The sequence below is a fragment of the Bacillus cereus group sp. MS39 genome (assembly GCF_040448665.1).
GTDB lineage: Bacteria > Bacillota > Bacilli > Bacillales > Bacillaceae_G > Bacillus_A > Bacillus_A wiedmannii.
Genome location: NZ_CP123058.1, coordinates 4,838,663 through 4,862,569, shown reverse-complemented (window position 1 = coordinate 4,862,569; position 23,907 = coordinate 4,838,663). Strand labels below are relative to the sequence as shown.

Genomic DNA, 23,907 nt, shown 5'->3' with positions numbered 1-23,907 from the left:
TAGTATTCCAAAAGTGAATTACTAACCAATATAGTCGTTACATATGGGATGGATTCATCTGAGGAGGCGATTAGGAATGGATTTTGAACAATTAAAGCAAGATGTCATTGCGTATAGTAAAACAATTGGTATAGATAAAATAGGCTTTGCTAGTGCTTCACCATTTGAGGAATTAAAACAGCGCTTAATCCAGCAGCAACAATTAAATTATCAATCTGGATTTGAAGAGCCTGATATAGAAAAGAGAACGAACCCACAGCTTCTACTACCTGGTGCAAAATCAATTATTGCGATTGCATTAGCGTATCCTTCAAAATTAAAAAATGCACCATTAAGTAAGCGTGGAGAACGCCGCGGGATTTTTTGTCGTGCCTCTTGGGGACAAGATTATCATCTTGTTTTACGAGATCGTTTGCAAAAATTAGAAGCATATTTAATTGAAAAACTTCCCGATATAGAAGTTAAGTCAATGGTTGATACGGGTGAATTAAGTGATCGAGCTGTTTCGGAGCGTGCCGGTATTGGGTGGAGCGGTAAGAATTGCGCTATTATTACACCTGAATTTGGTTCGTATGTATATTTAGGAGAAATGATTACAAACGTTCCATTCCCACCAGATCAGCCGATAGAAGATCAATGTGGAAGCTGCACGAAATGTATTGATATTTGTCCTACAGGTGCTTTAATACAAGGAGGACAGTTAGACTCCAAGAAATGTATTGCATTTTTAACACAGACGAAAGGATTCCTACCGGAAGAATATCGTGACAAAATAGGAAACCGTATATATGGATGTGATACATGTCAGACTGTTTGTCCGAAAAATAAAGGAATGGATTTTCATAATCACCCTGAGATGGAACCAGATCCTGAGTTAGTTAAGCCGTTATTAACGCCACTTTTAACAATTAGTAATCGTGATTTTAAAGAGAAATATGGGATTATGTCTGGTTCATGGAGAGGTAAAAAGCCGTTGCAACGAAATGCGATTTTGGCACTTGCGCATTTTAAAGAAGCATCAGCAATTCCTGATTTAATAGGTGTTATGAAAGATGATCCAAGACCGGTACTTCGCGGAACGGCAGCATGGGCACTTGGGAAAATTGGTGGAGATGGCGTGGGCGAAGCCATTGAAAAAGCGATGCAACGTGAGAAAGACGAAGAGGTTATTCATGAAATGAATCGCGGACTTGAATTGTTAGCGCAGAAAAAAGAGTAGATAATATCTCCCTTTTTCATATTGTAATATGGGAGGGAGACGAAATGGTTGTAAAAGTAAATATTGAAAAGCAAGTACAACAATTTTTAGGGTATATAACGGAGAAACGAACAAATGTGGATGGTATTGCTGAAGATTTATTACAAATAGCACAGAGAAAGAAACAATTGTTTCAAAAACGTAGTGCACATATAGTGAAAGCAACTGCGGACGTTTCTTTCATGAGACAATTAAATAATAGCAATCATCAAGAAATTGATTATCAAATACATTTTAAATATTTAATTAAGCATAAAGAATTATTTTATATCGAAGAGGAACAACTAAAACGAAGAGTTTGTTTAAATAATAGCCGGGTAATAGGTGATTATGCTATTGAAGTGCCAGAAGCAGTTGGAATGAGTGAGACGTTAGAAAGGGAAGTTACAAAAGAGAAGTACGGTTCTTATCAGTACAACCGTTTAGAGGCAGTTAAATATGCAGAGCGTTGGTGGGATGATCGAAACCCTGTATATCGTAATTTCCCTGATAATTGTACGAATTTTATTTCTCAATGTCTTCATACTGGAGAAGTACCAATGAATGGATATCCTAATATTCGCAAAGGATGGTGGCAAAGGGAGAATCAGTGGAGTTGGAGCTGGGCTGTCGCACACTCTTTTTATTGGTATTTGTCAGGTGCTACAACAGGGCTTCGAGCTGAAGCGGTAGAAAGGCCAGAGGACCTTATTCTTGGTGATGTCATCGCTTATGATTTCGAGGATGATGGTAGGTGGAATCATACGACGATTGTAGTAGCAAAAGACGCAGATGGTATGCCGCTTGTAAATGCACATTCAGCGAATAGCCGCCGGCGTTATTGGAACTATGAAGATTCTAGTAAATATACACCACAAATGAAATATAAATTCTTTCATATTATTAATGGGTAGAGATTTTTCGCTCAAGTGGTATAATACGTAGTAGACAAAAAACAGAGGTGAATATCGCGTGGGAGTACATGTTGTTTTATATCAACCAGAAATTCCAGCAAATACGGGGAATATTGCTCGTACTTGTGCAGCAACTGGAACAGAATTACATTTGATTAGACCGCTTGGATTTTCAACGGATGATAAAATGTTAAAGCGTGCAGGATTAGATTATTGGCAGCACGTGAAAGTTACGTATTATGATTCAATTGAAGAATTTTATGAGAAAAATAAAGACGGTGAATTCTTCTATTTAACAAAGTATGGCGAGAAAGCTCATACAGCATTTGATTATAGCAAACGTGAGAAGGATTACTATTTTGTATTTGGAAGAGAAACAAACGGCTTACCAGCTAATGTAATCGAAGAAAATTTCGATCATTGTTTACGTATTCCAATGACTGATAAAGTGCGCTCATTAAATTTATCTAATACAGCAGCTATTTTAATTTATGAAGCATTCCGTCAACAAAATTATCCGGGATTAGATTTAGAAATTGTTTATTAAAAGTCGCCATATGGCGACTTTTTTTCTAAAAATAAAAATAATATGTAATCATACATTTAAAAAAGGGTACATATTCATATAGAATGGGATATATGAATAAAAATAGATTAGACGGGTTGAGATAAATATGAAGGAACAATATAATAATCAAAATACCTTTTTAAGTATGATAGATATGGATTTAATAAGAAGAGGACTATTACATGTTATTCAAGATTTAGTATTTATTGTGAAAGTTATGGATGAGGAAACCTTTAAATATATTTATGTAAATAAGATAGGTATGGATTATGCGAAGCTAGGCGAAGAATGTTATGGAAAAACGTTTGCGGAAGTATTATCAGAAGATACGGCGGAAATATTGCGAGTGCAATATGCAAAAGTAGCGAGCGAAGCGAAAGCACATACCTTTTGTGATGTAGTTAGTTTACCAAAGGGTGAGTTACATTATGAATCTTCACTTAATCCTGTATTCGACGAAGAAGGAGTATGTCAGTTTATTATTTGTATTACGAGGGATATCACAGCTCAGATTGAGGAAAAGGCAGAGATAGAGGAAAAACAAATGTTGTTTAAGTCGTTATTAGAATATAATAATGACTCCATTATATCTATAGATTCTATAGGTAGAATTACATATGCAAATCCAGCAACGTATGAAATATTTGGATATCGATATGAAGAATTACATAATAAATTTATTTTTGAATTTATTAATAAGGAATATGAAAAAGATTTTCAAATCATATTTAAAGGAGCCCTGCAAGGAAGGGCAAAACAAATTGTTTCAAAGAAATATGTTCATAAAGAAGGGTACGAGCTCTATATTTCTTTGAGAACTATTCCGATTATTGTGAACGCCGAAATTGTTGGGGTATATATTGTTACGAGGGATGTTACAAGACAAGTATTGAATGAAATGCGAACAGAATATTTAGCTTATTATGACCAATTAACAGGATTAATGAATAGAATTTCATGTGCAAATAAGTTAAATGTTTTTTTAAATGATAATACAGAGTTTGCGCTTGTTTTTATAGATTTAGATGAATTTCACCTTATTAATGATACTTTTGGTCATAAAGAAGGAGATAAAGTATTACAAAAAGTTACAGAATGTTTAAGCAGTTTTCAAATAGACGGTATGCACTTATTTAGAGAACACGATGATCAATTTGTTATGTTAATAGAAAATATAACGAAAGAACGTGTAGAGATAGTTGCAAAAAGAATATTAAAAAAGATTAGTGAACATTTTGTAATCGAAGAAGAGGACGTCTATTTAAGTGCGTCAATCGGAATTGTAATGGCTCCAACAGATGGAGAGGATGAAAAAATATTATTCCAAAGAGTTGATGCTGCTTTGGAAAAAGCAAAAGAAAAAGGAAAAGGGCATTATCAGTTTTATTGCAGTGGATTAGATTGTGAGCGTGAACAAAGATTTATAATAGAAAACCAATTGCATCGTGCTATAGAAAAAAATGAATTCTGCTTGTATTATCAGCCACAAATGAATATTGAAACGAAAAAAATAGCGAGTATGGAAGCTTTAATAAGGTGGGAGAATAAAGAATTAGGATTTGTCTATCCCAATCAATTTATTCCGCTAGCAGAAAGAACAGGATTTATTATTAAGCTTGATGAATGGGTAGTAAATGAAGTGTGTCGGCAAATACGTGAATGGTTAAATAAAGGATATGAAGTTGTCCCGATTGCAGTTAATATTTCAGCCAGGCACTTTCGCTCGATTACATTAATAGAGATGATTACACGGGCGTTACATAAGTACAATGTACCAGCTCATCTATTAGCGATAGAGGTTACAGAAGGGGCCCTTATGCATAAAGACATATCGAAAAGGGTATTGCTACAATTAAAAGAACAAAATTTAAAGATTCATTTAGATGATTTTGGGACGGGATATTCATCTTTAAGTTATTTAAAAACGTATCCAATTGATACGTTGAAAATCGATCGTTCTTTTATGGAAGGTATACATGTGGATGAACGTGATACGAATATTACAGCTGCAATTATTCATTTAGCTCATACTTTGGAATTGAATGTAATTGCAGAAGGTGTAGAAAAAGCGGAACAAATACAATTTTTGAAGGAAAAGAATGTGAAGTTTGTGCAAGGTTATTATTATAGCCGACCTTTATCAAAATATGATGTGGAAAATGTGTATTATAAATGATTGATAAAAAAAGTGATGTGCTAAGAAGCACATCACTTTTTATGTGTACCGGGTTTATCATTGTAACCAGATGTGAAAATAGCTGTAAGAAATGTGAGTGATACACCTAAAATTAATAATAATTTCATACTAATATCCCTCCTATTTTTCAGTTTACGAATCTTAAATATGAATCAAAATGTATGTAAGGTTCTTGGAAGAAAAGAATTTATTTAAAATGAATAGAGGTGTAAAAACTTTAATACCTATATTATACAGAATTTTCTTTGAATTTTGGAGAGAATTTTATAGCAATACTGTATATTTCATTTTGATTTAAAGAATGTTTAAGGACATCCTAGCATACCTTTTATAATAATCCGATTGAACAAGGAGATGGGGGAGGAGCTATAATGGATATTCTAAAAAAGATTGAACAGCATCGAGCAGCAGAAGAACGGTTACAATGGGAAGGTACGTTTGCGGAGTATTTAGAGCTTGTGAAGGAAAGACCATGGGTGGCTCAAACAGCACACTCTCGCATTTACAATATGATAAAAGATGCTGGAATCGAAGAAGTAGATGGTAGAAGAAAGTATAACTTCTTTAGTAATCAGCTATTTGGATTAGAGGATGCTTTAGAACGTCTTGTGGAGGAATATTTTCATCCATCTGCAAAACGATTAGATGTTAGAAAACGTATTTTATTATTAATGGGTCCTGTTAGTGGAGGGAAATCAACATTAGTTACGATGTTGAAACGAGGATTAGAAACATATTCACGAACAGATCGAGGAGCAATTTTTGCAATTAAAGGCTGCCCAATGCATGAAGATCCACTTCATTTAATTCCGCATCATTTACGGGATGATTTCTTTGGTGAGTATGGAGTTAGAATTGAAGGGAATTTATCGCCACTAAACGTAATGCGTCTAGAGCAAGAATATGGTTCAAGAATTGAGGATGTAGTTGTAGAGCGTATTTTCTTCTCGGAAGATCGCCGTACAGGGATTGGTACATTTAGCCCGTCTGATCCTAAATCACAAGATATCGCCGATTTAACAGGTAGTCTGGACTTTTCAACAATCGCAGAATATGGTTCAGAATCAGATCCACGAGCGTATCGCTTCGATGGAGAATTGAATAAGGCAAACCGTGGGATGATGGAATTCCAAGAGATGCTAAAATGCGACGAGAAGTTTTTATGGCATTTATTATCGCTTACGCAAGAAGGGAATTTCAAAGCGGGAAGATTTGCGCTTATTTCAGCAGATGAATTAATTGTAGCGCATACGAATGAAACGGAGTATCGTTCCTTCATAGCAAACAAGAAAAATGAAGCGTTGCATTCAAGAATTATTGTAATGCCAGTTCCATACAATTTACGAGTGAGTGAAGAAGAACATATTTATGAAAAAATGATTCGTGAAAGTGATGTATCCAATGTGCATATTGCACCGCACACACTTCGCGTTGCAGCAATGTTTACGATTTTAACTCGTTTAAAAGATCCGAAGCGTCCAGATATTGATTTAATTAAAAAGATGCGTTTATATGATGGAGAAACGGTAGAAGGTTATAATGCGATTGATGTAGAGGAGCTGCAACGTGAATATCAAGATGAAGGTATGAGAGGTATTGACCCTCGTTATGTTATTAACCGAATTTCCTCTACAATTATTCGAAAAGAGGTACCATCTATTAACGCATTAGATGTACTTAGATCGCTCAAAGACGGGTTGGATCAGCATCCGTCAATTAGTAATGAAGATCGAGAGCGTTATATGAATTTCATCTCATTAGCGAGAAAAGAATATGATGAAATTGCGAAGAAAGAAGTACAAAAAGCATTCGTGTATTCATATGAAGAATCAGCGAAGACACTTATGGATAATTACTTAGATAACGTTGAAGCATATTGCAATAAATCGAAATTACGTGATCCATTAACAGGTGAAGAAATGAGTCCAGATGAAAAGCTAATGCGCTCAATTGAGGAGCAAATTGGAATTTCAGAAAATGCTAAGAAAGCATTCCGTGAAGAAATTTTAATTCGCATTTCTGCTTATGCGCGTAAAGGAAAACGCTTTGATTATAATTCACATGAGCGTCTTCGCGAAGCGATTCAGAAAAAACTATTTGCTGATTTAAAAGATATAGTGAAAATTACAACATCAACGAAAACGCCAGACGAAAATCAGCTTAAGAAAATCAATGATGTTGTTGCACGCTTAATTGATGAGCACGGCTATAATTCTTCATCTGCGAATGAATTATTACGCTATGTAGGTAGTCTGCTAAACCGATAGTTTGATAACAAAACGCTGTCTCTTGTATTTTGCGGGACAGCGTTTTATTATCCATTTATATGTGTAAAGTGTCATACCTTGTCCAAATGTAATAAATTAAGATGCAATTTCATGAATTTATTGTCAATTATTTTTACAATATGCATATGATAGAGTAACCAACCATTCATACGAAAAAAGCCAACACAATACAATATGTTGCAAAGTGTAAATGTGTGCAACTATGCATTGTGTTTCTTTCTTATCAACGGCTGAATATTTCTTTCTAGTATGTGAGTGGCAAAATTTTGTTTAGGATGCTCGGAGTATTATATGAAAAACGTTATATATGTTTATGGGATGAATTTCGATGGGCAGTTATCTTTCATTCTAGCTTGCACAGTATAAAACAAAATTTCTAGCTTACTGTTCATAGGGGAAGACAATTACAGTAAGGAGGGAAAGAAATGGGTGAAGAAAACCAACCAAATTATACGATTTCACAGGAAAACTGGTCCCTCCATCGCAAAGGATATGACGACCAACAACGCCATCAAGAAAAAGTACAAGAGGCAATTAAGAATAATTTACCCGATCTTGTAACAGAAGAAAGCATAGTTATGTCTAATGGTAAGGATGTTGTAAAAATACCGATTCGTTCTTTAGATGAATATAAGATTAGGTACAATTATGATAAAAACAAACACGTTGGGCAAGGAAATGGTGACAGCAAAGTTGGTGATGTCGTTGCGAGAGATGGATCAGGTGGTCAAAAGCAAAAAGGACCAGGAAAAGGGCAAGGAGCAGGGGATGCGGCTGGAGAAGATTATTATGAAGCTGAAGTCTCTATTCTAGAATTAGAGCAAGCGTTTTTCAAAGAATTAGAGCTGCCTAATTTAAAGAGAAAAGAAATAGATGAAAACCGGATTGAACATGTTGAATTTAATGACATTAGAAAGACTGGGTTATGGGGAAATATCGATAAGAAACGAACGATGATATCCGCATATAAACGAAATGCGATGCGTGGTAAAGCATCTTTTCATCCGATTCACCAAGAAGATTTAAAGTTCCGTACTTGGAATGAAGTATTAAAGCCAGATTCAAAAGCTGTTGTATTAGCGATGATGGATACGAGTGGATCGATGGGAATATGGGAGAAATATATGGCACGTAGCTTCTTTTTCTGGATGACGCGATTTCTACGAACGAAGTATGAAACAGTAGATATTGAGTTTATTGCCCATCATACGGAGGCAAAAGTAGTTCCAGAGGAAGAGTTTTTCTCAAAAGGAGAAAGTGGCGGAACGATATGTTCTTCTGTATATAAAAAAGCACTCGAGCTAATTGATAATAAATACTCACCAGACCGCTATAATATTTATCCATTCCATTTTTCAGACGGTGATAATTTAACATCAGATAATGCTAGATGTGTAAAGCTTGTCGAAGAGTTAATGAAGAAGTGTAATATGTTTGGATATGGGGAAGTGAACCAGTACAACCGCCATAGTACCCTCATGTCAGCCTATAAAAATATTAAAGATGAGAATTTTAGATATTATATTTTAAAGCAAAAAGCAGACGTATTCCATGCGATGAAGAGCTTTTTTAAAGAAGAATCCGGAGAAAAAATGGCATAACCCCCTTAAAAAGGGGGTATTTTTTTGTTACCTTTTTATTTTTTTAGTTGACAATGATAATGAAAATCATTATCATTTATTCGGGATATGATTACATTTAGATTTATATATTTTGGAGGAGATGTAAAGTTGAAAAAAAATAAAAGAAAACATATAAATGCGATGATTATCGCTGCGGCGTTATCACTTCCATTTGCTACGTATTCAACGCCTGCTTTAGCGGCAGTAGCAATTGAGGCGAATAAAACGGGCCAAGGTTTAGAAGATGGTACATATGACGCTGTTATTAAAGCGTATAAAGATAAAACAAATGAAGAGTCTATGGCGGCTGTTTATATAAAAAATCCGAAATTAACAATTGAGAATGGAAAGAAAATTATTACGGCAACGTTAAGTGATAGTGATTTCTTCAAATACTTGAAAACAGAAGATATTCATACTCCTGGTGTGTTTCATGATGTAAAAGTAATATCAGAAGATAAAAAGAAAAATGGAACGAAAGTGATTCAATTTGAAGTTGGAGAATTAGGGAAAAGATACAATATGCAGATGCACATTTATATTCCGACAATGGCTTATGATAATAAGTATCAAGTGCAGTTTGAAGTAAATACATTAAATTTAGAAAACAATGTTCCAAAAGAACAAAAGGAAAATAAAGAAGAACAAAAGGAAGAAACAAAAAATATAGTAGTGGATACAAAATTACAACAATACATTAATAGAAATACTTTAGGTCGAAAAGATATAAATGCACCAATAACGAAAGCCGATGCACTACAAATTAAAAACTTAGACATATATGGTGGGAAGGGCATCAATAATCTATCCGGTTTAGAGCATATGGTAAATTTAGAAAAGTTTACATTAAATGAGTCTGCAGTAAGTGACATATCACCAATTGCTAACTTGAATAATTTGAAGTCTTTAGATCTTTTTTCTAATCGAATTGAAAACATTGAGCCAATTACTGGGCTGACTAAAATTCAAACTCTTTCTTTAAGAGATAATAAAATTACTGATTTGACGCCATTAGGTAAATTGAAAAAAGTTAGAGTATTAGATTTAGTCGGTAATAAGATTGAAGATATTAAGCCGCTATTTACAATGGCGTCTCTCGGTAAATTGTATTTAGCTAATAATAATATTAGTGATTTAACAGGAATGGAACAGTTAAATAAAGTAAAGGAATTATGGATTGGAAATAATAATATTACTAATCTTGAATCTATTAGTAGAATGGAGAGCCTTACTAACCTTGCAGTGAGTGATGCAGAAATTACAGATATTACACCGCTAGCTAAAATGAAAAAATTACAATCACTTGATTTAGAAGAAAATTATATTTCGGATGTTTCATCACTTAGTGGGCTAACTAATTTATACGAACTTAATTTAAGTGCAAATGAAATTTCTGATGTAAGACCTATTCAAGAGTTTGGAAAGCGTTTTGTCGTTAAAGTTCACAGACAAAAAATCTTTTTGAATGAAGGCGTAGTAAATGAAGATAGTAAAATTCCTATATACGATTTAAATGGCGAATCTCTTCAAAGTATTAAATGGATTAGCGAGGGGGGAACACAAAATAATGGTTTTGTAAAATGGGACAGCCCTGGAGAAAAATCATATGAGTTTAATTTAGAAACAGGTTCTTCAGAGAATAAATTACGTTTTAATGGAACTGTTATTCAAAAAATAGTTAAAAATCAAGAGGGGACGAATGTTGTTCAAGATAAGGAACTACAACGATATATTAATAAAAATAATTTGAATAGAACTGATTTAGAAGCCCCTATTACGAAAGAAGATTTATTAAAGATTAAAACATTTAAGATAACTAATGGGCAGGGTAACGGTATAAAAGATATTTCTGGCATAGAGTATATGTCGAATTTAGAAAGTCTAGAGTTAGAAAACTTAGAGCTGAAAAATATAGCATTTATCTCGGATTTGAGAAGTTTGAAATCTGTAAGTTTAGCACATAATCAAATCGAAAATATTGAACCATTTTCTAAACTAGAGAAGTTGGAGAAGTTAAATATAAGCAATAATAATATGAAAAATATTGAACCATTATTTAAAGTTAATTCATTGAAAAAATTAACAGCCTCAAATAATAAAATTAATAATGATACTATACAAGGAATACAACAATTAAAAAATCTATCCGTATTAATATTGAACAGTAATGAAATTAGTAGTGTAGAAGCAATTAGTGAAATAAGTATGTTGAATGAACTGGAATTAATAGGAAATCAAGTGGTGAATATTGAACCATTAAGTAAATTGAAAAATTTACAATGGTTAAATTTATCAGATAATCGAATTAAGGATATATCAATCTTTGCTTCGATGTTAGATTTAATTAGTTTAAAACTTCCTGGAAATGAGATTCAGGATATAAGACCAATTATACAACTGTCTCAATGGTCAACAATTGATATTAGAAGGCAAAAAATTTTTTTAGATGACGCACAAGTAAATCAAAAAGTGAAAATCCCTGTATATGATGTGGAGGGGGAACCGCTTGAGAATATTACATTAAAAAGTGAGAGTGGCACATTTAATGAGGACGAGGGTACAATCGTATGGAGTACTCCAGGAGAAAAGAAATACGATTTTGTTTTTGATGGAACGGAGTATTACGGGCTTGGTATATGGTTTAGTGGTGAAGTTATACAGAATATAGTAGAGAAACCGGAAGCAAAAGAAGAAGTAAAAGAGCCAACAAAAGAAGTTGAAGGGCCGAAAGAAGAAGTAAAAGAACCAGCAAAAGAAGTTGAAGGGCCGAAAGAAGAAGTAAAAGAACCAACAACAGGAGTTGAAGGATCGAAAGAAGAAGTAAAAGAACCAGCAAAAGAAGTTGAAGGGCCGAAAGAAGAAGTAAAAGAGCCAGCAAAAGAAGTTGAAGGGCCGAAAGAAGAAGTAAAAGAGCCGGTAAAAGAAGTTGAAGAAACAAAAGAAGAAGTGAAAGAACCGGTAAAAGAAGTTGAAGGTACAAAAGAAGAAGTGAAAGAACCGGTAAAAGAAGTGAAAGAGGAAGTAAAAGAGCCAACGAAAGAAGTTGAAGAAGCGAAAGAGGAAGTAAAAGAGCCAACGAAAAAAGTTGAAGAAGTAAAAGAATTAGCAACAGGATTGGATCAAGAGCCAAAAGGGAATAATCAAGTTGTTGAAAAAGAGGGAAGAAAAGCAGATACTTTAAATAAACAACATGCTAATAAGTTTGAGGAAGATAAGAAATCTTTACCATCAACAGGCGGTGAAGCTAGCACATCGACTTTACTTTCTGGAATAACACTTGTTCTTTCCGCACTAAGTATGTTCGTATTTAGAAAGAGATTATTTAAGAAATAAATAACGTTTAATCTTATTATTATATATAATTAATTTTTAATTTTTTGAGAAGACATTATCATGGCAGTTTCATTAGAAACATGCATATGATGATGTCTTTTTTTATGAGAGAAGGATATTACTGGGGATTGTCTAGGTGTATTAGAAATGGAAGAAAGCAGATTATTGTCGGGAGATAAAGGGTGATTTGTTCACGATATGTACAAATTATAGGAAGAAATAATATGAAATATTGCATTTTATATTGTTGTATCCAGATTTTATGTTAAATTCTTGAATGGAATATTTAAATAGGGGGCAAGGATATGAACAAGAAATCAAAGATCAATAAAGTTATGCTTAGTATTAGTACAATGGCTCTATCGTTAGGGGCGCTTCAAGCTTCTGTATCAGCAGAAGAAAAAGTACCATATAATGTGCTGAAAACGAAACCGGTTGGAATTGAAAAACCAGTAGATGAGATTGGACACGTTTCTAAAGCAGAGGAAACATTATCGTTTCAAGAACGTTTAAAAGTAGGAGACTTTTCACAGCGACCAGCATCTATTATGAAGAGCTCAGAAGTAAAGCAAATTAAAGAAAGCTATTCAATGGCTGATTTAAACAAAATGAATAATCAAGAATTGGTTGAAACGCTAGGAAGTATTAAATGGAATCAAATTACAGACTTATTCCAGTTCAATGAAGATGCAAAGGCTTTTTATAAAGACAAAGGGAAAATGCAAGAGGTTATAGATGAATTAGCTCACCGAGGTAGTACGTTTACGAAAGATGATTCAAAAGGAATTCAAACGTTTACGGAAGTGTTACGTTCAGCTTTTTATCTCGCATTTTACAATAATGAATTAAGCGATTTAAATGAGAGAAGCTTCCAGGATAAATGTTTACCTGCTTTAAAAGCAATTGCAACCAATCCAAACTTTAAGCTTGGTACATATGAGCAAGATGCAGTCGTATCTGCATACGGTAAATTAATTAGTAATGCTTCAAGTGATGTGGAAACGGTTCAATACGCATCGAATATTTTAAAACAATACAATGATAATCTTCATACGTATGTAGACGATCGTATGAAAGGACAAGCTGTATACGATATGATGCAAGGTATTGATTATGATATGCAATCTTATTTATTTGAAACTCGTAAAGAAGCAAAAGATACAATGTGGTACGGGAAAATAGATGGATTTATTAATGAAATAAATCGTATTGCTCTTTTAAATGAAGTAACACCAGAAAATAAGTGGCTCGTTAATAATGGAATTTATTTTGCTAGTCGTTTAGGGAAGTTTCATAGTAATCCAAATAAAGGTTTAGAGGTTGTTACACAAGCAATGCATATGTATCCGCGTTTAAGTGAGCCGTATTTTGTTGCAGTAGAACAAATTACGACAAATTATAACGGAAAAGATTATAGCGGTAATACGGTAGATTTAGAGACGATACGTAAAGAAGGAAAAGAACAGTACTTACCAAAAACGTATACATTCGACGATGGATCTATCGTATTTAAAACAGGAGATAAAGTATCAGAAGAAAAAATTAAGAGACTATACTGGGCTGCAAAGGAAGTAAAAGCACAGTATCATCGTGTAATTGGGAATGACAAAGCATTAGAGCCAGGTAATGCAGACGACGTATTAACGATAGTAATCTATAATACTCCAGACGAATATCAGTTAAACAGACAACTGTATGGATATGAAACAAACAACGGTGGCATTTATATAGAAGAAACAGGTACATTCTTTACATATGAGCGTACGCCAGAACAAAGTATTTATAGCTTAGAAGAGTTATTCCGTCATGAGTTTACTCATTATCTTCAAGGTAGATTTGAAGTGCCAGGTTTATTTGGAAGAGGAGATATGTATCAAAATGAAAGATTAACTTGGTTCCAAGAAGGAAATGCAGAATTTTTCGCAGGATCTACTCGTACAAATAATGTAGTACCGAGAAAGAGCATCATTAGTGGATTATCATCTGATCCTGCAAGCCGTTATACAGCAGAGCGCACATTATTTGCTAAATATGGTTCTTGGGATTTCTATAATTACTCGTTCGCATTGCAATCTTATTTATATACACATCAATTTGAAACATTTGATAAAATTCAAGATTTAATTCGTGCAAATGACGTGAAAAATTATGATGCCTATCGTGAGAATTTAAGTAAAGATTCTAAACTAAATAAAGAGTATCAAGAGTATATGCAACAGCTAATTGATAATCAAGATAAATATAATGTACCGGAAGTAGCAGATGATTATTTAGCTGAACATGCACCAAAATCGTTAACAGCAGTAGAGAAAGAAATTAGTGATACGTTGCCGATGAAAGAGGCAAAAATGACAAAACATAGCTCCCAATTCTTTAATACATTTACATTAGAAGGTACATTTACAGGTAGTGTAACAAAAGGTGAATCCGAAGATTGGAACGAAATGAGTAAACGAGTAAATGAGGCACTAGAACAACTGGCGCAAAAAGAATGGAGTGGCTACAAAACTGTTACAGCATACTTCGTCAATTATCGTGTCAATAGTTCAAATGAATTTGAATATGATGTAGTCTTCCACGGTATCGCAAAAGATGATGGAGAAAATAAAGCTCCAACGGTTAATATAAATGGACCTTATAATGGGCTTGTAAAAGAAGGAATTCAATTTAAAAGTGATGGCTCAAATGATGAAGATGGAAAAATTGTTTCTTATTTATGGGAATTTGGAGATGGCAGCACAAGTGCAGAAGTTAATCCAATACATGCATATGAAAGAGAAGGAATTTATAAATTAGCGTTAAGAGTAAAAGATGATAAAGGTAAAGAGAGCAGAAACGAAACCACTGTTACGATTAAAGATGGAAGTTTAACAGAATTAGAACCAAATAATCGTCCAGAGGAAGCAAATCGTATCGGGCTAAACACTACTATAAAAGGTAGCCTTATCGGCGGAGATCACACCGATGTTTATACATTTAATGTAGCATCAACGAAAAATATCGATATTTCCGTTTTAAATGAGTATGGAATCGGGATGACATGGGTGCTTCACCATGAATCAGATATGCAAAATTATGCCGCTTACGGTCAAGCTAATGGAAATCATATAGAGGCAAAATTTAATGCAAAACCAGGTAAGTATTATTTGTATGTATATAAATATGATAATGGCGATGGAACGTACGAATTATCAGTAAAATAAGTGCTTTTCCAATGTATGTTTAACTTTACTTTTTGTGGAAAATAGTATATTATATAGATATATAATATATCGGTTATTTACTAGGAGGAGCCTGTCACAATAGGTTTCTCCTGTTCTTTTTTAGGGGCCTGTCATACAGGCTTTTCTTTAAAGAGAAAATAACTGAAAATTAAGAACTATAATCTTTGAAAGAGGTGGGGCATACACATAACAAAAAAGGGATTGTTTAAGAGAGGGGGATAAGAAATGGATTTGTTTGGTTATCCACTTGAAACAATTTATTTATACGGATTTATTATTGCTACTATACTCACTGTTATTTATATCTTTTTTGGAGATATATTTGAATCCATATTTAGTTTTGGAGGCGGATCTGTATCCGTTGTTACTTTATTACTTAGTTTTTTCGCCATGTTATGTGGACTTAGTTATATAGGAGAATATTTATTCTCCTTTAATAGCATTCTTATTTTCGGGTCTGCATTTGCTATATCCTTTATTGGTGTTTTCATAATGAAAATATTAATTTTAAAGCCGATTGCAGAAGCAGAACAAAACACTGTGCAGCGTATGGATGAATTTATTGGTTGTAAGGGAGAGGTCATTACGACTATTCCTACAGAAGGGTTTGGTGAAGTATTAATTTCCTCCCAATTTGGAAACAATGCAATCCTAGCTAAAACAGTTGGAAAGAAAGATATTTCACAAGGAACTGAAGTTATTATCGAGGGAGTCCAAGATGGTGTTCTGCTTGTACAGAACATTGCTTATTCTTTAAAGAAACCAAAATTATAAGGGGGAATTTACATGACGATTCCATTAATTATCGGTGGAGTATTACTCGCAATTTTAATTCTACTCATTTTAGTATTCATTACAAAGTATCGAACAGTTGGACCAGATGAAGCATTAATTGTTACTGGAAACTGGCTTGGTGGCGGGAAAAATGTAGTTACCACTGATGATGGAAAGAAGATTAAGATTATTCGTGGCGGCGGTACTTTCGTAGTTCCGATTATGCAAAGAGCAGAGCCTTTAAGTCTATTAAACTACAAATTAGAAGTGGGAACACGTGATACGTATACGAAACAAGGTGTTCCGATTACAGTAAATGGTGTTTCTATTATTAAAGTAGGGTCTACCATTGAAGAAGTTTCTACAGCAGCTGAACAATATTTAGGAAAAGAAACAGAAGAGTTAAAAATAGAAGCAAAAGAAGTTTTAGAAGGGCATCTACGTGCTATTTTATCTTCTATGACAGTAGAAGATGCCTATAGTAATAGAGAGCAATTTGCTCAGAAGGTACATGAAGTAGCTTCTACAGATTTAAAGAAGATGGGACTTCGCATCGTTTCCTTTACAATTAAAGAAATTATGGATAAGAACGGTTACTTAGATGCACTTGGTCAGCCACAAATTGCGATGGTTAAGCGTGATGCAACAGTTGCAAATGCAGAGCGTGAAAAAGAGGCGCGAATTGAAAAAGCTCGTGCTGAGAAAGAAGCGAAAGAAGCTGAGTATCAACGTGATGCACAAATCGCTGAAGCTGAAAAACATAAAGAGTTAAAAGTACAATCTTATAAGAGAGACCAAGAACAAGCTCGCGCAGATGCAGATCTTTCCTATGAATTACAACAAGCAAAAGCGCAACAAGGTGTTACAGAAGAGCAAATGCGCGTTAAAATCATTGAGCGTGAAAAGCAAATTGAATTAGAAGAAAAAGAGATTGCGCGTCGTGAAAAGCAATATGATGCAGAAGTAAAGAAAAAGGCAGATGCAGATCGCTATGCTGTTGAACAATCAGCAGAAGCGGAAAAAGTAAAACAAATGAAAAAAGCAGATGCAGATCAATATAAAATTGAAGCGGAAGCAAGAGCACGTGCAGAAGAAGTTCGTGTAGAAGGTTTAGCGAAGGCGGAAATCGAAAAAGCGCAAGGTCAAGCAAAAGCAGAAGTACAAAAAGCACAAGGTACAGCAGAAGCAGATGTTATCAGATTAAAAGGTTTAGCAGAAGCGGAAGCGAAACAAAAAATTGCAGAGGCATTTGAGTTATATGGCCAAGCGGCGATTATGGATATGGTTCTTAACATGCTTCCAAGTTATGCGAAGGAAGTTGCAAGCCCACTTAGCAACATTGATAAAATTACAGTTGTCGATACAGGTGGCGGTGGTAAAAATAGCGGTGCCGGAAAAGTTGCAGGTTATGCGACTGATTTAATGGCAACGATGCAAGAAACATTAAAAGCTTCTTCTGGCATTGATTTAAAAGAGTTATTAGAAGGATTTGCTGGAAAAGGAGCAGTACAACAATTATCAAACGATAAACCTGTTGTATCTGTAGTAGAAGATGCGAAAAAAGAAGTAGAAAAAGATAAAGAATAGTAAAGCGGGAGGAACCTCTAGTAAGTGAGATACTAGAGGTTCTTCTGTGAATTATAATATTTCGAATAATATACATTTTTATATATTGTTTTAATTATTTAATTTATATAGAATGAAAAAGGTATGTATCAACTCTTCAATAGAGAAAGAGATAGAGAGTCGCATTGATACATTTAAATCGTATGATTTATATAAAGAAATTAAATGTAAAACAATTACATTTAAAACGGTATGGAGGGGTAGAAATATGTTTCAAGGGAAATTAAGGAGTAGTAGTTTAAAAGCAAAGTTACTTGTGTCATTTGTTATCATTTTGATTCTTCCAAGTATTGTAATTGGTTGGACTTCTTATCAGCAAGCGAAGACAAACTTTAATGAGACGATTTCACAATCGGCGAAAGACAATATAAAAATTTTGGATAATGTAATTAATAAAGAATTGGATAGTAAAAAAGTAGATGCAGTTTATTTTACAAAACTATTTACACAATCAAGTTACCAAACGGATCAAATACAAAATATCCAAAATAAACTAGAAGAATATAATAAGTTACATCCAGAACTGGAAGCCATCTATACTGGATCCAGCAATGGGCAGTTTATTCAATCACCGTCTATTCAAATGCCAGAAGGATATAATCCTACAGAAAGAGATTGGTATAAAGAGGCAGTGAAAAAAAGTGGAGAAGTAATTATTACAGCTCCATATAAATCAAAAACGACAGGAAATATTGTTATTACAATAGCAAAACAAAATGAGGATAAGAGCGGTGTTCTTGGTATTGATTTAATTATTAATGATATCGTAAACACTTCAAAGATGGTTAATATCGGTAAAAGTGGATATGTAGCAATTTTTGATCAAGATAAAAATGTGGTAGCGCATCCAACGATGAAGCCAGGTGATAAGGTAGAAGAGAAACTTGAAAAAGAGTTGTACAAACAAGAAACAGGTGATTTTAATTTCAGATTAGATGGTGAAGATCGTCATATCACTTTTAAAACAAATAAGATAACTGGATGGAAAATAGCAGGAATTATGCCTGCAAAAGAAATTATTGAAGCTGCTGAACCTATTTTCTATAAAACGATAACTGTTATTGGTATTTCATTAATAATTGGCGGGATTTTAATTTACTTCATAATTGCTTCTATTATTAATCCGTTAAAACAACTTGTTATATCGTCGAAAAAGATTAGTGAAGGCGATTTAACAGAATCCATTACAGTTCATTCTAAAGATGAAATTGGACAGCTAGGAGAAAGCTTTAACGAGATGGCAGCATCATTACAGAATGTCATTTCCAATATAAATACTTCAGCAGGTCATGTAGCGGCATCTTCAGAAGAATTAACAGCTAGTATGAAGCAGACGAGTGAAGCAACTGAACAAATTACACAAGCGATAGAGCAAGTGTCGAGTGGAGCGGAAATACAAACGAAAGAAGTCGAAGAAGGCGCAACATTATTAGAAGAAGTTACAGAAGGAATTCAACGTGTGGCAGACAGTTCTTCATTAGTATCCACAGCATCTATGTATACGAAGAAAAAGGCTGAAGATGGTGGGAAGTTAGTTGAACAGACGGTGAATCAAATGCAATTAATCCATGAGTCTGTTTCACAATCAGATAAAGTTATTGTTTTGCTAGATGATAAGTCGAAACAAATTGGAGCAATCCTTGAGGTAATTCAACATATTGCAGAGCAGACAAATTTATTAGCATTAAATGCTGCAATTGAGGCTGCGAGAGCTGGAGAACAAGGAAGAGGATTTGCCATTGTAGCAGATGAAGTGCGAAAGTTAGCAGAACAATCAGGACAGTCTTCTACGGAAATTGGAAAACTAGTAAAAGAGATACAATTTGACATAAAAGAAACAGTAAGCTCTATGAAGCAAGTTGGGACAGAAGTACAATCAGGACTTGTAGTTGCAAATGAAACGAAGCAAAGCTTCGCTGAAATATTGAAGTCTACAGATGATACAGTTGTACAAATTAATAGTATGGTAGAAGTAGCGGAACAAATGACAGTAGATGCAAAACAAGTTAGTGCATCTATTAATGAAATTGCAGCTACAATTGAAGAAAATGCAGCAAGCGTTCAAAATATTGCTGGTTCTTCAGAAGAACAATTAGCTTCGGTAGATGAAATCAATGCAGCAGCAGTTCATTTATCGCAAATGGCAGAAGAATTACAAGAGATGATTGGGAAATTTAAAGTGTAATAAAAAAATGTTAAGAAACGAGGTAGTAATTGTACTTCGTTTCTTTTTTTGTGAAGATAAAAATAAAGAAATATAGAGTAACCGTGTTATGATTAGTTGTAATTACAAAAGACTGTAAATTCATTAAATTCTATCTTTAATTATGTTAGGGGAATGGTTTTGAAATTTAAAAAGTTAAAACTACAACCGAGAATTACAATAACAATTAGTACACTTATTCTAGTCGTACTTCTATTAACAAGTTATTTATTTTATTACATATTGTCTGAAACGGTAGAAGAGCAAATTGGGAAACGGGCTTTGCATGTTGCGAAAACAGTTGCTGCTATACCTGAAATAACGGAAGCTTTTCAAAAAGAAAACCCAGCTTCTATCATTCAGCCAATTGCAGAAAAAATTCGAATTGATACAGATGCTGATTTTATTGTAGTTGGAAACAAAGAGGGGATTCGATATGCACATCCTAAGCGAGATAAAATAGGAGAAGCAATGGTTGGTGGAGATAATAAAGGAGTTCTATTAGAAGGAAAATCTTATATTTCGAAAGCAACTGGATCATTAGGTCCTTCATTACGCGGCAAAGTTCCAATCCGTAATCAGGAAAATGAAATTATAGGCGTGGTGTCTGTTGGATTTTCAATAGATGATATTCATGGAGCGGTAGAAGTATATGGAAAGCGTGTATTTTGGATTACAGTAATAGGTCTTTTAATCGGGATAATTGGTTCTATATATTTAGCCGGAAGTATAAAAAGAATGATGTTTGGGATGGAGCCAGAAGAAATTTCATCTTTATATGAAGAGCATAGTACAGTGATTCAATCTGTACGTGAAGGGATTATTGTCATTGATCACAATGGCATGATTAGTTTAGTCAATCAAGCGGCTTATGATATTCTTTCGTTAGATGAACAGCGTAATATTATTGGAGAATTTATTTTAAATGTAATTCCTAATTCAACGATACTAGATGTACTTCAAACTGGTGAAGAACAGTTTGATCGTCAATTAAATATAAAAGGGCAGGCTGTTATTGCGAACCGTCTACCTATTAAAGTGAAAAATAAAGTAACTGGCGTTGTATCGAGCTTACGTTTGAAATCTGAAATGGATCAGTTAACAGCAGAGTTATCTCAGACGAAGCAATATACAGAGGCCTTACGAGCGCAAACGCACGAATATAACAATTTGTTGTATACGCTTTCGGGGCTTATCCAGTTAGAATCATATGAAGATGCTTTAGAGCTTATTCATAAGGAAACAGCGGTATATCAAGATTTTGTTCAATTTATTATGAAGCGAATTCAAAATCCATGGTTAGGTGGAATTTTAATTGGATTCTATAATAGAGCGCGAGAGTTAAAGATTGATTTTATGCTAGATCGAGAAAGTAGCTTAGATAAATTAAGCCCGCATATTGAGAGTAATTACGTCGTTTCTATTTTAGGAAATTTAATTACGAATGCATTTGAAGCAATTGAAAGAAATGAAGAGAATGATAAGAAGGTAAGGATGTTTGTAACTGATATTGGAGAAGAGATAGTAATTGAAGTGGAAGATTCAGGACAAGGGATTCATGATGAAGTCATTACTAGCATATTTTATAAAGGCTTCTCTACGAAAGAAGGCGGGAAACGAGGATATGGATTAGCAAAAGTGAAAGAGTTAGTAGAAGATTTAAATGGAAGTATTGCAATCGAAAAAGGGGATTTAGGTGGTGCATTATTTATTATTGCATTACCAAAAGAGAGAGGCGAATTGTAATGGATGAGGAGATTGAAGTATTGATTGTAGAAGATGATATTCGAATTGCGGACATTCATCGTCGTTTTACTGAAAAGATTGAGGGATTTAAAGTAATTGGAACAGCAACGACTGGAGAACAAGCGAAAGAATGGCTAGAGCTTGTGAAGCCACAGCTCGTTTTATTAGACGTGTACTTACCTGATATGCAAGGAACGGAACTTGTCACATATATTAGGCATAATTTGCATGATACAGATATTATTATGATTACAGCTGCATCGGAAACAGATGTAGTGAGGCACGCTCTACGAGGCGGGGTAACAGATTATATCGTAAAGCCACTTATGTTTGATCGATTTAGGGCGAGTTTGGAAAGTTACCAAAAAAAGATTGTGCAGTTAAAGAAAACTAATCAATTATCTATAGAGCAAATTGAACATTTATGGTCTCAAAGAGGCGTAAAGGGAAATGAAATAGAATATGCCCCGAAAGGGATAGATCCTTTAACTTTAGCAAAAATAAAAAAGCATATGTTAACAGTTGAGGAAGAAGGTATTACGGCAGAAGTGTTAAGCTCAATGGTTGGGGTAAGCCGATCAACAGCGAGGCGCTATTTAGAGTATTTAATATCTGGAAAGAAAGTTCATGCGGAGCTTATATATGGGAGTGTAGGGAGACCAGAAAGAAGGTATTTTCTTGTTTCTTCATAACAAAAAAACAGTAGAGAATTACATTTCTTCTACTGTTTTTTTACGTCTTATATTGGAATAATTCCGATTACAATTCCCGTAATTAACATCACCATTGTCGTTCCAACAGCCCAAAGTAACGTAAAGCGTTGATGTTCACCAAAATCAACTTTGGCCATTCCGACTAATAAATAAGTGGAAGCGACAAGAGGACTTAATAAGTGAACAGGTTGCCCGAGTAATGAAGCGCGTCCCATTTCAGCTGCACTAATTCCGTAAGCAGCGGCAGCTTTCGTTAAAATAGGTAATACTCCGAAGTAAAATGCATCATTGGACATGAAAAATGTGAACGGCATACTAAGAAGAGCTGTAATAATCGGTAGTTGTGGTCCAAGAGCGTCTGGTATAAGAGTAACTACACTTTGAGCCATTGCATCTACCATTTTTGTTCCTGATAAAATACCAGTGAAAATTCCAGCGGCAAATACGAGAGAAACAACGGCTAATACGTTTCCTGCGTGAGAAGCAATACGTTCTTTCTGTTGTTCTAAGTTCGGATAGTTAAGCATAACAGCAATAGCGAAAGCGATTGTAAATAAAACAGGTAACGGCATAACTTCTAGTATGAGACAGACAAGTAAGGTAACAGTTAATAAAAAGTTAATCCATAGAAGTTTAGGACGTTTATGAACGGCAGCTTCTACTGTTGCAGCTTGCTCATCCATCGTTTGCATTTGCTTTAAATATTGTACATCCATAATTCCTAATCGTTTTCTTTCCTTTGTTCCAAGATAGTAAGCAACGAAAACGACCCAAATTGCACCAGCGATCATTCCTGGTATAAGTGGTGTAAAGAGCTCTGATGCGTCTAGTCCAAGAGCACTCATAACCCGAGCTGTCGGTCCGCCCCACGGTGTAAGATTTGTCACTCCTGCTCCTAACATAACAACCCCAGCTAGTATAAGTGGATTCATTCCAAGGCGTTTATATAATGGGTACATTGCGGAAACCGTAATCATATACGTTGTTGTTCCATCCCCATCTAATGAAACGATAATAGTAAGAATCGCTGTACCAACAACAATTTTTAAAGGATCTCCTTTTACAAATTTTAAAATCCTACTAATGACAGGATCGAATAAACCGCTATCAATCATAATTCCAAAATACAAAATAGCAAACATAAGCATAATACCAGTAGGTGCTAGTTTTTGAATTCCTTCTAACATCATAGGTCCCATATTTGCATAAAAACCGCCAATTAATGCGAAAGTAATTGGAATTAATATTAATGCTACTAGTGCTGACATACGTTTCGTCATAATTAAAAACATAAAGACAAATACCATCGCAAATCCAAGTAGTGCTAACATGTAATCTCCCCCTCAAAAATGATTGCGCTTTCAAAAAAAGTAATGAAAATTCAGAAAAAGTGTTTTTTATTTATCATAAAAGCATTCATTCAAATGGTAAATAATTTGAAAAATAACATCATTAGAAGCAT

Annotated in this window: 14 protein-coding genes; 13 read left to right on the top strand and 1 reads right to left on the bottom strand. The window is 34.2% G+C overall.

Annotation, left to right across the window (positions count from 1 at the left end; translation table 11 throughout):
- Nucleotides 1-76 precede the first annotated feature (76 nt).
- The 13 genes from queG (at nucleotide 77) to QEP67_RS25090 (ending at nucleotide 22,424) form a co-directional block, all read left to right on the top strand.
- Entirely contained in the window at nucleotides 77-1,219 is a 1,143-nt protein-coding gene (gene queG / locus QEP67_RS25150) for a tRNA epoxyqueuosine(34) reductase QueG (RefSeq protein ID WP_000345211.1), read from the top strand.
- Between the two features lie 44 nt (nucleotides 1,220-1,263).
- Nucleotides 1,264-2,151, top strand: coding sequence for an amidase domain-containing protein (locus tag QEP67_RS25145; RefSeq protein ID WP_000260689.1), 888 nt, complete (start codon nucleotides 1,264-1,266; stop codon nucleotides 2,149-2,151).
- Nucleotides 2,152-2,209: 58 nt separating this feature from the next.
- Nucleotides 2,210-2,698, top strand: coding sequence for a tRNA (uridine(34)/cytosine(34)/5-carboxymethylaminomethyluridine(34)-2'-O)-methyltransferase TrmL (gene trmL, locus QEP67_RS25140; protein WP_000538149.1), 489 nt, complete (start codon nucleotides 2,210-2,212; stop codon nucleotides 2,696-2,698).
- A gap of 127 nt (nucleotides 2,699-2,825) precedes the next feature.
- Entirely contained in the window at nucleotides 2,826-4,895 is a 2,070-nt protein-coding gene (locus QEP67_RS25135; RefSeq protein ID WP_000664288.1) for a GGDEF domain-containing phosphodiesterase, read from the top strand.
- Nucleotides 4,896-5,287: 392 nt separating this feature from the next.
- Nucleotides 5,288-7,183: a PrkA family serine protein kinase gene (locus QEP67_RS25130; protein WP_000353275.1), complete on the top strand. Its 1,896-nt coding sequence runs from the start codon at nucleotides 5,288-5,290 to the stop codon at nucleotides 7,181-7,183.
- A 446-nt stretch (nucleotides 7,184-7,629) separates the two neighbouring features.
- Nucleotides 7,630-8,805: a sporulation protein YhbH gene (gene yhbH / locus QEP67_RS25125; RefSeq protein ID WP_000503501.1), complete on the top strand. Its 1,176-nt coding sequence runs from the start codon at nucleotides 7,630-7,632 to the stop codon at nucleotides 8,803-8,805.
- A gap of 129 nt (nucleotides 8,806-8,934) precedes the next feature.
- Entirely contained in the window at nucleotides 8,935-12,159 is a 3,225-nt protein-coding gene (locus QEP67_RS25120; RefSeq protein WP_353706461.1) for a leucine-rich repeat domain-containing protein, read from the top strand.
- Nucleotides 12,160-12,464: 305 nt separating this feature from the next.
- Entirely contained in the window at nucleotides 12,465-15,362 is a 2,898-nt protein-coding gene (colA, locus tag QEP67_RS25115; protein WP_064459903.1) for a collagenase ColA, read from the top strand.
- A 246-nt stretch (nucleotides 15,363-15,608) separates the two neighbouring features.
- Nucleotides 15,609-16,157, top strand: coding sequence for an NfeD family protein (locus QEP67_RS25110; protein WP_000362893.1), 549 nt, complete (start codon nucleotides 15,609-15,611; stop codon nucleotides 16,155-16,157).
- A 12-nt stretch (nucleotides 16,158-16,169) separates the two neighbouring features.
- A complete protein-coding gene (locus QEP67_RS25105) occupies nucleotides 16,170-17,744 on the top strand; it encodes a flotillin family protein (protein WP_000154996.1) in 1,575 nt (524 codons plus the stop codon).
- A 247-nt stretch (nucleotides 17,745-17,991) separates the two neighbouring features.
- Entirely contained in the window at nucleotides 17,992-19,968 is a 1,977-nt protein-coding gene (locus QEP67_RS25100; protein WP_000486189.1) for a methyl-accepting chemotaxis protein, read from the top strand.
- Nucleotides 19,969-20,127: 159 nt separating this feature from the next.
- Complete coding sequence (locus QEP67_RS25095) at nucleotides 20,128-21,732, top strand: sensor histidine kinase (protein WP_000669448.1); 1,605 nt, start codon at nucleotides 20,128-20,130, stop codon at nucleotides 21,730-21,732.
- Nucleotides 21,732-22,424 carry a response regulator gene (locus QEP67_RS25090; protein ID WP_353706460.1) on the top strand — a complete coding sequence of 231 codons (693 nt, stop codon included), beginning with the start codon at nucleotides 21,732-21,734 and terminating at the stop codon, nucleotides 22,422-22,424. The genes QEP67_RS25095 and QEP67_RS25090 overlap by 1 nt, the downstream gene beginning before the upstream one ends.
- Before the next feature lie 47 nt (nucleotides 22,425-22,471).
- Here QEP67_RS25090 and QEP67_RS25085 read toward each other — a convergent pair whose 3' ends face one another.
- Nucleotides 22,472-23,776: a CitMHS family transporter gene (locus QEP67_RS25085; protein ID WP_000880453.1), complete on the bottom strand. Its 1,305-nt coding sequence runs from the start codon at nucleotides 23,774-23,776 to the stop codon at nucleotides 22,472-22,474.
- Nucleotides 23,777-23,907 lie beyond the last annotated feature (131 nt).